The 14,062-nt window shown below is 29.7% G+C and carries 16 protein-coding genes; 5 read left to right on the top strand and 11 right to left on the bottom strand.

Going from position 1 to position 14,062, the window contains the following annotated elements; all coding sequences use genetic code 11:
* Window positions 1–36 precede the first annotated feature (36 nt).
* Window positions 37–825, bottom strand: a complete 789-nt coding sequence (nadE, locus tag CHB67_RS13565) for an NAD(+) synthase (protein WP_089382328.1) — start codon at window positions 823–825, stop codon at window positions 37–39.
* Between the two features lie 60 nt (window positions 826–885).
* Here nadE and gldB point away from each other — a divergent pair, with 60 nt between their 5' ends.
* Together gldB and gldC are read left to right on the top strand one after the other, a co-directional pair.
* Window positions 886–1,845: a gliding motility lipoprotein GldB gene (gene gldB, locus CHB67_RS13560; RefSeq protein ID WP_089382327.1), complete on the top strand. Its 960-nt coding sequence runs from the start codon at window positions 886–888 to the stop codon at window positions 1,843–1,845.
* Window positions 1,845–2,183: a gliding motility protein GldC gene (gldC, locus tag CHB67_RS13555; RefSeq protein WP_089382326.1), complete on the top strand. Its 339-nt coding sequence runs from the start codon at window positions 1,845–1,847 to the stop codon at window positions 2,181–2,183. The genes gldB and gldC overlap by 1 nt, the downstream gene beginning before the upstream one ends.
* Window positions 2,184–2,231: 48 nt before the next feature.
* Here the strand turns inward: gldC and folK are convergent, their stop codons facing one another.
* Window positions 2,232–3,356: a 2-amino-4-hydroxy-6-hydroxymethyldihydropteridine diphosphokinase gene (folK, locus tag CHB67_RS13550; protein WP_089382325.1), complete on the bottom strand. Its 1,125-nt coding sequence runs from the start codon at window positions 3,354–3,356 to the stop codon at window positions 2,232–2,234.
* Between the two features lie 105 nt (window positions 3,357–3,461).
* Here folK and sppA point away from each other — a divergent pair, with 105 nt between their 5' ends.
* Both sppA and CHB67_RS13540 read left to right on the top strand, forming a co-directional pair.
* A complete protein-coding gene (gene sppA, locus CHB67_RS13545; RefSeq protein ID WP_089382324.1) occupies window positions 3,462–5,216 on the top strand; it encodes a signal peptide peptidase SppA in 1,755 nt (584 codons plus the stop codon).
* A gap of 26 nt (window positions 5,217–5,242) precedes the next feature.
* Window positions 5,243–6,352, top strand: a complete 1,110-nt coding sequence (locus tag CHB67_RS13540; protein ID WP_089382323.1) for a sulfotransferase family protein — start codon at window positions 5,243–5,245, stop codon at window positions 6,350–6,352.
* On the opposite strand, the gene CHB67_RS13535 is transcribed toward CHB67_RS13540, so the two are convergent.
* Window positions 6,349–6,789 carry a DUF2141 domain-containing protein gene (locus tag CHB67_RS13535; RefSeq protein ID WP_089382322.1) on the bottom strand — a complete coding sequence of 147 codons (441 nt, stop codon included), beginning with the start codon at window positions 6,787–6,789 and terminating at the stop codon, window positions 6,349–6,351. The genes CHB67_RS13540 and CHB67_RS13535 overlap by 4 nt on opposite strands.
* Window positions 6,790–7,349: 560 nt before the next feature.
* Window positions 7,350–8,228, bottom strand: a complete 879-nt coding sequence (locus CHB67_RS13530) for an AraC family transcriptional regulator (protein ID WP_089382422.1) — start codon at window positions 8,226–8,228, stop codon at window positions 7,350–7,352.
* 204 nt (window positions 8,229–8,432) lie between these two features.
* Between CHB67_RS13530 and CHB67_RS13525 the strand changes: the two genes are divergently transcribed.
* The gene (locus CHB67_RS13525) at window positions 8,433–9,026 is read left to right on the top strand and encodes a T9SS type A sorting domain-containing protein (RefSeq protein ID WP_089382321.1); all 594 of its coding nucleotides are present in this window, start codon (window positions 8,433–8,435) and stop codon (window positions 9,024–9,026) included.
* Between the two features lie 64 nt (window positions 9,027–9,090).
* On the opposite strand, the gene CHB67_RS13520 is transcribed toward CHB67_RS13525, so the two are convergent.
* The 7 genes from CHB67_RS13520 to CHB67_RS13490 all read right to left on the bottom strand — a co-directional run bounded on the left by CHB67_RS13520 (window position 9,091) and on the right by CHB67_RS13490 (window position 14,036).
* Window positions 9,091–9,573 (bottom strand): dihydrofolate reductase, encoded by a 483-nt coding sequence (locus tag CHB67_RS13520; protein WP_089382320.1) that lies wholly within the window; start codon window positions 9,571–9,573, stop codon window positions 9,091–9,093.
* Window positions 9,570–9,968 carry a 2TM domain-containing protein gene (locus tag CHB67_RS13515; RefSeq protein WP_089382319.1) on the bottom strand — a complete coding sequence of 133 codons (399 nt, stop codon included), beginning with the start codon at window positions 9,966–9,968 and terminating at the stop codon, window positions 9,570–9,572. The genes CHB67_RS13520 and CHB67_RS13515 overlap by 4 nt, the downstream gene beginning before the upstream one ends.
* 17 nt (window positions 9,969–9,985) lie before the next feature.
* Window positions 9,986–10,762: a hypothetical protein gene (locus tag CHB67_RS13510; RefSeq protein WP_089382318.1), complete on the bottom strand. Its 777-nt coding sequence runs from the start codon at window positions 10,760–10,762 to the stop codon at window positions 9,986–9,988.
* A 7-nt stretch (window positions 10,763–10,769) separates the two neighbouring features.
* Window positions 10,770–10,982 (bottom strand): hypothetical protein, encoded by a 213-nt coding sequence (locus tag CHB67_RS13505; RefSeq protein ID WP_089382317.1) that lies wholly within the window; start codon window positions 10,980–10,982, stop codon window positions 10,770–10,772.
* 140 nt (window positions 10,983–11,122) lie between these two features.
* Window positions 11,123–11,947 (bottom strand): thymidylate synthase, encoded by an 825-nt coding sequence (locus tag CHB67_RS13500; protein ID WP_089382316.1) that lies wholly within the window; start codon window positions 11,945–11,947, stop codon window positions 11,123–11,125.
* Between the two features lie 75 nt (window positions 11,948–12,022).
* A complete protein-coding gene (locus CHB67_RS13495) occupies window positions 12,023–13,417 on the bottom strand; it encodes a NupC/NupG family nucleoside CNT transporter (RefSeq protein WP_089382315.1) in 1,395 nt (464 codons plus the stop codon).
* 7 nt (window positions 13,418–13,424) lie between these two features.
* Window positions 13,425–14,036 carry a bifunctional nuclease family protein gene (locus CHB67_RS13490; protein WP_089382314.1) on the bottom strand — a complete coding sequence of 204 codons (612 nt, stop codon included), beginning with the start codon at window positions 14,034–14,036 and terminating at the stop codon, window positions 13,425–13,427.
* Window positions 14,037–14,062 lie beyond the last annotated feature (26 nt).

Here is a 14,062-nt window from a genome sequence, read left to right as displayed (position 1 = left end):
TAACAAACGTTAACAAAAAAACGGGAAGTAAATGAATTACTTCAAATCTTCGGGAATCATGCAAACAGGAATCGGATCCATTTTGTGTTTGTTAGCCCTATTTCTTTGTGCGTAAATTGTGAAAGCTTCTTTTTCTCTTCCTTCAAAATCGTTAGCGGTTTTACCTAAATCAGCTTGATTCATAGCCCATTCTAATTCGTCGTAACTTGCACCAATTTGATCTTCGTCGGTTCTACTATCGCCAAATAAACCATCGGTTGGTTGTGCTTTTTGAATGCTTGTTGGAACTCCTAAAACTGCGGCTAATTTATACACTTCAGATTTCATTAAATCAGCTATCGGACTTAAATCTACGCCGCCATCACCATATTTTGTGTAAAAACCAACTCCAAAATCTTCTACTTTATTACCTGTTCCGGCTACTAAATATCCGTGTAAACCTGCTAAATAATACAGCGTACTCATACGTAAACGAGCTCTTGTATTTGCTAAAGACATATTTACAGTAGCTTCATCATCAATAACAGGAACCACCTTTTTAAATTCTTCAAAAGTATTGGTTAAGTTTACTTCAACCGATGAAACTTGCGGAAATTGTGCTTTTAATTGTGAAATGTGTTCTTTTGCTCTTGAAACTTGATGTTCACCTTGATGAATAGGCATTTCAACACACAACACAGGAAAACCTGTTTTTGCACACAATGTTGAGGTTACAGCAGAATCAATTCCACCTGAAATTCCAATTACAAAACCATTTACGTTTGCATTAGTAGCATACGTTTTTAACCAATCAACAATATATTCAACAACTTTTTCGGTATTCATACTTAAACTTTTTTAGTAATTTTGACGTTTTAAAAAATAGAAGTGTAAATATAGAAATTAATGAACAAAATTATAGGAGTACTAATTATTTTATTGACAGTAATTTCTTGTAAAACTGATGAGAAAAAACAAATTGATGTTTCTGAAATTGATATAACGATTTCAGTTGACAGGTTTGAAGAAAAATTTTATGCGGCTACCAAAGAAAGTTTACCCCAATTAAAAGCTGAATATCCTTTTTTGTTTCCTGTACAGAATCCTGATACGGTTTGGTTAAATAGAATTCAAGATCCTAAAGAACTTGAATTGTACAAAAAAACGCAGTTAGTATTTGGTGATTTTAAAGCTGAAAAATTGGAAATAGCCGATTTGTTTAAGCATGTAAAATATTATCATCCAACTTTTACAGCGCCAGAAATTATTACATTGATTACCAATTTAGATTTTCAAAATAAGGTAATGTATACAAAGAATTATTTATTTATTTCATTAGACCTATTTTTAGGAAAAGATGATGAAGTGTATGAAGGGTTTCCGTTGTATTTAGCTCAGAATTTTGAGAAAACTCAATTACCAGTTGCCATAGCAAAAGCAATAAGTCAACAGTTTGTAATTCCTGAAAAAAGCCGTCAGTTTATCGATTTGATTGTTAATGAAGGAAAAAAAATGTGCCTGTTAGATAGTTATTTACCTTCGGAAACAGATGCCCGAAAAATGGAATACTCAACCGATCAATTAGAATGGGCAATTACAAATGAGCAACAGATTTGGAAATATTTTATTGAAAATAAATTATTATATAGTACTGATGCTGATTTATATACACGTTTTGTAGCAAATGCACCATTTTCAAAATTTTATATTGATATTGATAAAGAATCGCCCGGTAAAATTGGTGTTTGGTTAGGTTGGCAAATTGTACGCTCGTATATGAACAATAATAATGTAACTTTGCAACAGCTTTTGCAAACCAATGCAGAAGAAATTTTTAAAAAATCTAAATACAAACCAAAAAAGTAATGGCAGTAGCACATACATCAAAAATTGAATTTAACGTAGGTTTAGACGAAAATAAAGTTCCAGAAAAATTAAATTGGACTGCTGAAGAAGGTGGTATTTCAAATGAAGAAGCCAAAGCTTTAATGATTTCAGTGTGGGATTCAAAAGCAAAAGATACGTTACGTATGGATTTGTGGACAAAAGATATGCCTATTGATGAAATGAAACAATTTTTTCATCAAACATTAGTGTCTATGGCTGGTACTTTTGAACGTGCTACAAACGATGAAAAAATGAGCGCTACCATGCGCGATTTTTGTGATTATTTTGCTGAAAAATTAGAACTCAATAAAAAATAGGAGTTGTTTTACGTGCGGAATCAGGAATCGTTGCCTAAGAAAACGTAATTATTTTGCTGAAATTTCATTAATAATAGCCTTGTAATCTTCTGGATTATTAACGAAATCTTTGTCTGAAACGTCAATTATTAGCGTGTCTAAGTTTTTTTCGGTTTTAATAAATGTTGAATATCCTTGGTGAATTTTATCTAAATAAGCAGGTTCAATATTTTGTTCGTAATCTCTACCTCGTTTTTTAATATTCTCAATTAAACGTGGCGTGTTTTGGTATAAGTAAATATACAAATCGGGTTTAGAGATTTCTTTGTACATAATGTCAAACATTTTTCGGTATAAAAAATATTCTTCTTTTTGCAACGTTACTTGTGCAAAAATCAGCGATTTAAATATGTAATAATCTGAAATTATAAAGTTTTTAAATAAATCAAATTGCGCTAAATCATCAGTGAGTTGTGAATACCTGTCGGCTAAAAAACTCATTTCTAACGGAAAAGCATATCGGTCGTTATCCTCGTAAAATTTAGGTAAAAACGGGTTGTCGGCAAATCGTTCCAATACAACTTTAGCATTAAAATCTTCAGCAAGCATTTTAGAAAGTGTTGTTTTACCAGCTCCAATATTTCCTTCAATAGCAATGTAATTATATTTTTCAGAAAGGCATATAGGTCTAACTAATTGTAAATTGATAAGCTTAATTTCACTAGTGTCATTGCAATTTGTTAAACAAACTTCAATGCGTTGTTTCTCAATAGGGTGTATTAAATTTGGAGCAATTTCAGCCAAAGGAACCATCACAAATTTACGGTTCAACATATCTTTATGCGGAACAATTAAATCTTCCGAAAAAATAATTTCATTGTCAAAAATCAATACATCAATGTCAATAGTTCTAGGTTTGTAACCTTCTTCAGAAGAACGAATTCTTCCCATTGAAAATTCAATTTCATGAATTTTTTTCAATAAATTTTCAGGGTTCAATCCTGTTGCAACTTGAATACAAGTATTGTAAAAATCATCACTTTCAAAACCCCAAGCAGCAGTTTTATAAATGGAGGCTATTTTAACAACATTACCTATGCTTTCAGCAATTAAATCAATAGCATTTTGTAAATGTTCAAGTTTGTTGCCTTGGTTGCTTCCGAGGGATAAATATGTGGTTCTTAATAATTGCATAAAGTGATTGCAAAGAAAAGAAAAGTATCATTTAAAAACTTATCTTTGTGTTTCAACTTATAAACATTTGCAATATTTTTTTGCATTTTAAAGAGCAACGGTTACATGAAATTTTTAAGAAATTTATTAGCATCTATTATTGGTAGCTTTATAGCATTAGGTTTAATTTTTGTTTTGTTTTTATTGGTCGTAGTTGCCTTAAGCGAAGACAAAGAGATTACCGTAAAAGAGAACTCAGTTTTAGTGATTAAGCTTGATAAAACGGTAAAAGATTATGCACCAAAGAGCGAGGATCCTTTTGATGAAATATTTGGGGCTAATAATAAAAGAATGGGGTTAAATGATATTTTAAATGCCATTGAAAATGCAAAATACGATGCTAAGATAAAAGGAATTAGTATTCATACTTTGGGTGTAAATGCAGGTGTAGCTCAAACACAAGCCATCCGAAATAAAATTGAAGAGTTTAAAGGAACTGGAAAGTTTGTAAAAGCGTATGCTGATGTTTACGATCAAAAAGCCTACTATTTGGCTTCAGTCGCTGATTCGGTTTTTATGAATCCGGTTGGTGAAATTAGTTTTAAAGGGCTTTCTTCAGAAGTGCTATTTTATAAAAAATTGCAAGAAAAAACGGGTGTTAAAATGGAAGTAATTCGTCACGGAAAATATAAAAGTGCCGTAGAACCGTTTTTAGCAAATGAAATGAGCGACAATAATAGAGAGCAAATAGCTTCTTTTTTAAATGCTATTTGGGTTGAAATGCTTGATGATATTTCTGAAAGTAGAAACAAAACAGTTAGTGAATTAAATAAGGTTGCTGATGGTTTGTTAGCTAGAAATTCAAAATTAGCTGTTGAAAATAATATGGTTAATGCTGCTATTTATTTTGATGAATACGAAAATAAATTGAAGTTAGCTTCAAACGTTGCAACTAAAAGTAAATTGAATACTATTAAACTTCAAGATTATATTGCTACAGGAAAGGGTAGAATATTAAATACAGCATCAGATAGAATTGCAGTTATTTATGCACAGGGTGAAATTATTTACGGCAAAGGTGATGAGAATTTAATTGGTCAGGATTTAATAATTAATGCTTTAAGAAAAGCAAGAACTAGTAATAGTGTTAAAGCAATTGTTTTACGTGTAAATTCTCCTGGTGGAAGTGCTTTAACTTCTGAATTAATTTGGAGAGAGATTGAATTGACGAAAGCAAAATTACCGGTAGTAGTTTCAATGGGGAATGTTGCCGCTTCTGGGGGTTATTATATAGCTTGTAATGCCAATAAGATTATTGCTGAACCAACTACAATTACGGGTTCTATTGGTGTTTTTGGAGTAATTCCAAATCTTAGTAAATTGGCCGATAATATTGGGATAAATGCGGAACAGGTAAAAACGAACAATGGACCAGATTATAGTGGTTTTGAACCTATGACCGATGCTTTTAGAACAGTAACTCAAGAAGGTGTTGAATTTGTTTATACTACTTTTATAAGTAGAGTAGCGGCTGGTAGAAATATGACTATTGAACAAGTTGATGAAATTGCACAAGGTAGAGTTTGGTCGGGTGTGCAAGCAAAAGAAAACGGGTTGGTTGACGAGCTTGGAAGTTTAAAAGATGCGGTTATTGAGGCTGCTGGCTTGGCTGGGATTACAGATTATAGAATACGAAATTATCCAAGCTATAAAATTGATTTTGAAGAAAGATTTAGCGGTTTGCCATTTGCTTCAACCAAAGAAGAATTGTTAATTGAAGAATTTGGAGAAGAAAATTATAAATTATACCAAACAGTAAAACAGTTTTCAAAAGTTAGTGGTATTCAGGCACGTTTACCTTATGTGCTAGATATTAAATAAAAATGTTTTAGTGTTGTTTTTGCTTTATGAAAAAAAAAGAAAAACAATTTGCATTTAAAATAACAACTTTAGCTGGGGCAAGGTTTAAAGTATTTCGTTTTGTTTCGAAAAAATATGGAGTTGAAAAAAAATACAAGACCAAATGGAGCTTAAGTGGTTTTGTAAGTGTTGTTGCTACTTTTTTTAGTTTTTTTGATTGGATTAGTTTCAAGCTAAGGTCTAAACCTAAAAATTTAAAAGATCCAGTTTTTATTTTAGGTCATTGGCGCAGCGGCACAACTTTATTACATAATTTAATGTGTTTAGATCCTGAAGCAGGATATCCTACTACATATCAAACTATTTTCCCAAATAATTTGTTTTCATTTCAATGGTTGTTTAAGTTTTTCATGAAATCTTTAATGCCAGATAAACGCCCTGTAGATAATGTTTCTTTACATGTAGATTATCCGCAAGAAGAAGAATTTGCCTTAAATAATGAAACTCCTTTTAGCTATTATAATTGGTGGTATTTTCCGAAAAAAAATAGAGAAATTGCCAATGAATATTTGTTAGGTAATACAACTAAAGAAAGTGATTGGACATGTTGGAAAGTTAATTTTAAAAAGTTTGTAGACCGTTGTTTAATCAATACCAAAGGCATTCGGTTTATTTCTAAAAATCCGCCTCACACAGCTAGAATTCCTCAGCTTTTAGAATTGTATCCAAATGCGAAATTTATTTATATTCACCGAAATCCTTATGAAGTAGTGCGTTCAACCGTTGCTTTTTATAAAAGTATCTTACCTGCAACACAGCTTCAAGATATTGACGATGCTATTTTAATGAATGATATTTTATGGGTGTATCAACAATTAATTTATAAGTATGAGAAAGATAAATTAAATATTGCTTCTGAAAATTTAATTGAAATTAAATATGCCGATTTAGTAAGTCAGCCAGATAGAGAAATACAGCAAATTTACTCGAACTTATTAAAAGATGACTACCAACGAATAGAACCATTTGCAACTAATTATTTAGAAGGGTTGAATCATAAATTAAAAACCTACGAATATAAAAGTGAGTTTTTAGTATTGGTAAATAAACAACTTTCTGAAATTATAAAAATGAAAGGATACACGGTGCTTTCTTAATATTGCATGTGTATAATGATGGTTTTTTTAGAAGCGTTAACCTCAAAATTAGCTTCTTCATATTTAGGTGCTCTAAACATCACTTTGTAATTTCTCGAAAAAGCAAATCCTTCTTTGGGTATTCCAATAAAATTTTTATTCATTTCACCATTTACATTCTCATCATGAAGTAATCCAATAGCGTAATTTCCATAAGGAAGATTTTCAAAATAAATTATATGCGTAGGAGCGTTAAATTCAGCAATAAAGCGTTGCTCGTAAAAATTTTCTTCAGGCCAACCTACAGCCCCTTGATTAATACTTATCATAATTTGTCCTTGTGAATTTTTTAAGCCATTTACAATAACCTTTAAATTACAGGTTTCTTGTGCATTTGTATTATTGATTGAAATTAGAATAATGACCGTAGTAAAAAGCAGTATTTTATTGAAATTCATGTGAACAGGTTGTTTGTTAAATAAAATCTGAAGTTTAAATTTATGAAATTAATTAGTTATAAAAGTTTATTTTTATATAGAATGGTAAAGAAAGTAATATCATAGTTAAAATAAAATAGAAATAAGAAAAATATGGAGTTATTTAAACGTTTTATTGGTTATACATTTGACTTATGTTTGGTTTACATTTAATAGATAATAAGCGGTTATTATATATTAATGAAGTTTAAAATCACCTCTTGTTAAAGAGGTGATTTTTTTAATTTAAAAATATACTTCTCTGTATGGAATAGGGTTAAAATATAATAGAAATAGGAAAAATTTGGTGTTATTTAAACCTTAAATGAGCCGTATCTTTGACCTATGTTTGGTTTACATGAGATAGATAATAAAAATTTATTATATATCAATTAAGTTTGGAATCACCTCTTTTTAAGAGGTGATTTTTTTTGCGCTTAATTTTCCCAAATTCTATTGAAAGTTTTGGTATTAAAAAAGCCATCAACAAATAAAATGCAATGGCTTATATACTATAAAACAATAAGTGTTTTTTAATACAGTTATTTTTGTTCAACAAGTTGTTTCATTTCATTTCTGTATTTCAACGGACTTTTTCCTGTGAATTTTTTGAAAAGCTTGTTGAAGTGAGAAAAATTATTAAAACCACTTTCAAAACAAATATCTGTAATACTTGTTGGCTTTTCTGCAAGCAATTTAGTTGCGTGTACAATTCTAAATTCATTTACAAACTGGGTGAATGTTTTTCCAGTTACTTTTTTAAAATATCTACAAAATGCAGGTACGGTCATACTTACTTTTTCTGAAATCTCATCTAATGTTATTTGTTGTGTGAAATTATTTCTTACGTGATGAAAAATAATTTCAATTTTATTATTGTCTTGTGGTTCTACTTCAAAAGCAAATCCATCTACATTTAATAAGGAGTAATCTTTAGATAAAGAAAGATCTTTTAATATTTCCAAAAAGTAAATAATTCTGTCAATACCTTGATAGTTTAATAAAGCTTCAATTTTTGGTCCAATTTCTTTTTTTGCTTCTTGATGAAACAACAATCCCTTTTTTGCTCTTGCAAACAACGTTTTAATAGTTTGCATCTCAGGAATATCAAAAAAGGTTTCCCCTAAAAATTCTTCTTTAAATTGAATAATTGTTTCAGCTCCATTTGAAGTAAACCTATCAGTAAAGCCGCTATGTGGTAAACTAGCACCTATTAATATTAACTGACTGTTATTAAAATAGGATAAGTGACTACCAATATGTCTTTTTCCTTTCGCTTTATTTACATAAACTAATTCAAGTTCAGGATGAAAATGCCAAAAAGGTAAGTTATTTTCAACAATCTCAGTATGTTGCTTAATAAGCAAAGAGTTTCCGAACTCTAAGTTTATTTTCTCAAATGCGGGCTTTGTATTTTTCATATTTGCCATAGTTACTACAAAAGTAAAAATAAATAAAAGAATGATTCTATTTAGATTTCACAACTTTATGTTCTAAATTACCTTTTAGCGCTATTAACATTAAATTAACAGTTAAAATAGGATATAAATTTGAAAAATTTGAAGTGTTTTACCTTGAATTTCCATCATACATTTGTACCATACTAATTAATAAATTATTGAATTATGAAAAATTTAATTAAAAAGAGTTTACTAGTTGTAGCCGTATTAACTACAATAGTAATGAGTGGAGCAAACATTAATAACAATGTTAAAGTAAATGTAATTGACTCAAAAGTAATTGATTTAAAATTAAAAAATTCAGATGGAGATTTAACAATAAGCGTAAGAGATGCTAAAGGTGAAACTTTATATACTGAAAAATTTGAAGGAAACTATTTCTCAAAAAAATATGACTTAAATACATTACCTACAGGTGATTATTATTTTGAGATTGAAGGGCGTACAAAAATTAACTTAATGCCTTTTAAAGTAACCTCTGAAGGAATTGAATTTGATAACAAGGTGGAAAGTATTTACTACAAGCCTAATGTTAGACAAGATGGCGATTTAGTTTTTATTTCGAAAGTAGCATTGAATAATGAAAATTTCACAATTTCTTTATACGATGATCATTTAAATATGTTGTATAAAGAAGAGTTAAGTGGGCAAGTAAATTTAGGTAAAACTTTAAATCTAATGAAACTTGAAAAAGGTAGCTATTCAGTTGTTATGAAAAGTGGAGGTAAATCATTTGAACAAAAAATTTATAAAAAATAATAATATCTCATATATTATTTATGTTTGGTTTGGTAAAAGGGTCTTCAATATGAAGGCCCTTTTTTTATTTTCTTAAGTACGATACAAAACTATAATCGTATTTGTTTTTTTCATCGGATTTAAAACAGGTACGCTCGGTTTCTTTCCAAATAGTACTGTTAATTTCAGGGAAAAATGCATCAGCTTCAAAAGTATGATGAACAAAAGTTAAATCTAGTTTATCGGCAATTTCGAATGCTTGTTTGTAAATTTCAGCACCTCCTAAAATATAAGGGTTTTCATCGGTTTTTGATGCTTCAATGGCCTCAGAAAGTGAGTTTACAACGATGCAACCTTCTTGTTTATAGTTTTTATTTCTTGTAATAATAATGGTAGTTCTATTAGGTAAAGGTTTTCCTAAAGACTCAAATGTTTTACGTCCCATAATAATATGATGACCAAGTGTAACTTGTTTAAAACGTTTTAAATCGGCAGGTAAGTGCCAAATTAATTGGTTGTCTTTTCCTAAGGCTCTATTTTCAGCAACAGCAGCTATTATTGTAATCATTCTTTGGTTGTTGAATTTGGTTGATTTTCCTTTTCTATCTCACTTGCGTGTAGCTCACTTTCTAATTTTATTCGTGCCTCTTTTTCAATTTCTTTTTGTAGTTTTTCTATCTTAGCTTCTTGTTTTAATATTAACTTTTCAGTTTGTTTTTCAACCCATTCCTTACCCATAAATTTGTGAGTAATAAACACATTTATAAAATGAAGTAAAAACAGAAAAAACCAGCCAACAATTGCCCAAACAAACCAGTCGTAAGGTTCTCCAACTTTTAATAGTTTGTTAAGTACAATAAAAAAAACCGAACCTACTAAAAATAAGATAAAATGAAAATATAAGCGTTTTTTTTGTTTTGTTCTTTTTTTTGCGTTTTCGTAAAGTTCGAATTGTTCTTTCATAAATAACTTTTTAGAGGTTATCGTATTGCTTGTTTAATAGGTAGTGAATAGTTGATATTTGCAGGTTTTCCCATTAGATATCCATGTTTTATTATTTCAGGAAAATTATATAATATTCGTTTTGTTTCAAACTTCAACGCATCATTAGGAGCTTTAACTTTAATATCAGTAAATCTTTTAGTGTCTTTATTAATTACAAACTTTGCATAAATGCTAATAGTTCCAGATAACCCCGCTCTTTTAGCTAAACTAGAGTCGAAATTAGAAGAAATAAATTCACTAACTTTTCGATTATTACACTTCATTAAAGTACTGTAATTTTTATTACTGTTTTTACATCCATCAAAAATAGCAGGAGTAGTGTATATTAAAATTGAACTGCATTTAAGTACGGGTTTATTATTTTCTCTAGAAATAATTTGGAGAGCATAATTATTTAATACTGATTTTTCTGGCAAATTTAATTCCTCTAGTGAAAACAATAGGAACGCATTAATAATAGAATTATTAAGTTTTTTGTTTTTTGAATTAGTTCTTAGATTAATAATTTTATTATTCTTGTCTAAATTAAATTGTAAAATAATAGTTTTCCTACTTTTGGAAACATCGGCTGAAGCTATTAAACTTGAATTTAAGAATTGTTTGAAATGATTTGTGTAAGTATTTTCAAAACTTGGTTTTGAATGTTTTTCCCAAAAAGTTCCTTTATTAGCAACTGAATCCTGAGTTCTTATTTGTTGTGAAAATCCATAATATAAAGTGCAAATAAATAATAGCGTGAAAATTTTTTTCATAAAGACATTACATGTTTTTAACCCATTCCTTAATGTAATCTGTATATTCATTGGTTTCACTTACATCAGCATTTTTGTTTTGTTCAATAGCAAAAGTTAAAAATTTTGCTATTTCTTCTTCGGAAGAATTAAAAAGAATTTCAATAGATTTTAAAATATTTACATCTTCAATTTGATTAATTCGTTCAATTATTTTTTCTTTTAAAACTTGATCTTGCATTTTTCGTGATTTTAACTTTAAATATATTAAATCTTTTGCGAATGCTGTATTAAAAAAATTATAATATTTTCTTTTGAGTAATGTTATTAAAGTTGTTTCAGAGAATCATTAAATTCAATATTATAAAAAATAAATTTATTTTAAACTGCTACAGCTCCTTTTATATGTGGATGTGGGTTGTAACCTGTTAAATTAAAATCTTCGTATGTAAAATCAAAAATGTTTTTAATTTTTGGGTTGATTTCCATTTGAGGTAATTCTCTGGGCTCTCTAGAGAGTTGTAAATCTATTTGGTCACTGTGATTACTATATATGTGAGCATCTCCAAAAGTATGAATAAAATCACCAGGTTTTAAGTTACAAACTTGCGCCATCATTAACGTTAATAATGCGTATGATGCAATGTTAAAAGGAACTCCTAAAAATATATCAGCACTTCGTTGATATAATTGACAAGATAGTTTTCCTTCAGTAACATAAAATTGAAAAAATGCATGACACGGTGGCAATGCAGCTTTTCCGTTAGCTACATTTTCTGAAAAAGAAATGGAGGTATCTGGTAAAACACTAGGATTCCATGCAGTAACAATCATACGTCTACTATCTGGATTGTTTTTGATAGTTTCAATTACTTCTGTAATTTGGTCTATTCCTTCGCTGTTCCAGTTGCGCCATTGATGTCCGTAAACAGGACCTAAATTTCCGTTATCATCGGCCCAGGCATCCCAAATTTTAACATTGTGTTTTTTTAAATAATCAATGTTTGTTTCACCTTTTAAAAACCAAAGTAATTCATAAATAATAGATTTAAGGTGCAATTTTTTTGTGGTAACCATTGGGAAACCTTCATTTAAATCAAAACGCATTTGATAACCAAAAACACTTTTAGTTCCAGTACCAGTTCTATCTTCCTTTAAAATCCCGTTATCTTTTACGTGTTGTATTAAATCTAAATATTGTTTCATTTAAAACTTTTTAGTTGTAGTAAAATTTATTTGTTGAATTGCTATTTGATCTATAATTCAACAAATAAACAAAAATTATCCGATAATCATACCTGCAATTGTAGCTGAAAGTAAAGAGGCTATGGAGCCTCCAATTAATGCTTTTAGTCCAAATTCAGACAAGGTTTTACGTTGACCAGGAGCTAAAGATCCAATTCCTCCAATTTGAATTCCGATAGAGGCAAAGTTAGCGAAACCACAAAGCATATAAGTAGCCATAATTACTGATTTATTATAGGTGAAATGCGTTAAGTTGGTAACGTCTTTTAGTTCTGCTAATTGTATGTAGCCTACAAATTCACTTGCGGCTAATTTAACGCCTAATAGTTGTCCCATTAGCATAATATCTTCAGTAGCAACACCAATTAACCACATTAATGGCGAAAAAATAGTTCCTAAAATAGCTTCTAAAGAAAAGCTTTGGTACGGAGTGTTTGTTGCCATCCAAGCATTTAGAGTTGTAATATCTCCAATCCATCCTAAAATACCATTTAGCATAGCTATAATTGCAACAAAAACTAATAACATTGCCGCTACGTTTGCCGCTAATTTTAATCCTTCAGTAGTTCCGTTTGCAATAGCATCTAAAATATTTGACCCAATTTTATCTTGTGAAACATTCACATCGGTATTAATTTCTTCGGTTTGTGGATATAGCATTTTTGAAATTACGATTGCTCCAGGAGCAGCCATTACAGATGCTGCTAATAAATGTTTTGCAAAATGCAAACGTAATACAGGGTCACTTCCGCCTAAAAATCCAATGTATGCAGCTAAAACACCACCAGCAACGGTAGCCATTCCACCAATCATAACTAGTAATATTTCTGAACGATTCATGCGCTCTAAATAGGCTTTAATCATTAAAGGGGCTTCAGTTTGACCTAAGAAAATATTTCCTGCAACCGATAAACTTTCAGCACCTGAAATTTTTAATAATTTAGTTAAAAGCCAGGCCAATGCTTTTACAATAATTTGTATAATACCTAAGTAAAATAATAAGGAAGTTAATGCTGAGAAAAAGATGATTGTTGGTAAAATTTGAAATACAAATATAAATCCGTAAGATTCTGCATTCATTAAACCGCCAAACAAAAATTCGCTACCAGCAGCTGTATAATCTAGTATGTTTGTGAAAATACCTCCAACAAATTCAAAAATAGCTTGTACAAAAGGTATTTTTAATACACCAATGGCAATCAATAATTGCGCGCTTAAACCAGCTCCAACCGTTTTCCAGTTTATAGCTTTTCTGTTGCTGCTAAATAAATAGGCAATAACCAAAAGCGATACCATTCCTAAAACACCTCTTAAAATAGAGTTTAATGAAAGTCCTTGGTTGTCAATAAGTTGATTTTGTAATGTTTCTTGTGCGTTTATTGATAAAACACTACATACGAGTAGTATAGATAAACCTATTTTTTTTGTCATTCTAAGATTATTTGGAGGAACGTTTATTTATCTCGTCTCTAATTTTTGCAGCCATTTCGTAATCTTCATCTAAAACAGCTTTGTTTAACTTTTCGTTTAACTGTTTTAAAGTGTCTTTTGAATAAGATGAGTCTTCTTTGGAAGTAGGTTCTTGTATTAATTCTTCAAGTTCAATACTTTCTTTTTCAGGAAGAAATTCATCTTTAATTTTTAAATAAATACCCGCTTTATCTAAAATGTTTTCATAAGTAAAAATAGGAGCATCAAAACGGGTGGCTAATGCAATTGCATCAGAGGTTCTGGTGTCTATAATTTCTTCAATATTGTCTCTTTCACAAATTAAACTTGAATAAAAAACACCATCAACCAGTTTATGAATGATTACTTGTTTAATTACAATTTGAAACCTATCGGCAAAAGTTTTAAACAAATCATGCGTTAATGGGCGTGGAGGTTTTATTTCTTTTTCAAGCGCAATTGCAATGGATTGTGCTTCAAAAGCACCAATTACAATTGGTAAGGTTCTGCTTCCATCAACTTCATTCAAAACTAAAGCATAAGCACCACTTTGTGTTTGACTATACGATATCCCTTTTATATTAAGGCGAACTAAACTCATAAGTTAAATTTAATAAAAAAAGCTAT

Origin of the sequence: Lutibacter agarilyticus (assembly GCF_900188235.1) — a bacterium.
GTDB lineage: Bacteria > Bacteroidota > Bacteroidia > Flavobacteriales > Flavobacteriaceae > Lutibacter > Lutibacter agarilyticus.
This window is presented reverse-complemented; position numbering and strand designations above follow the sequence as displayed.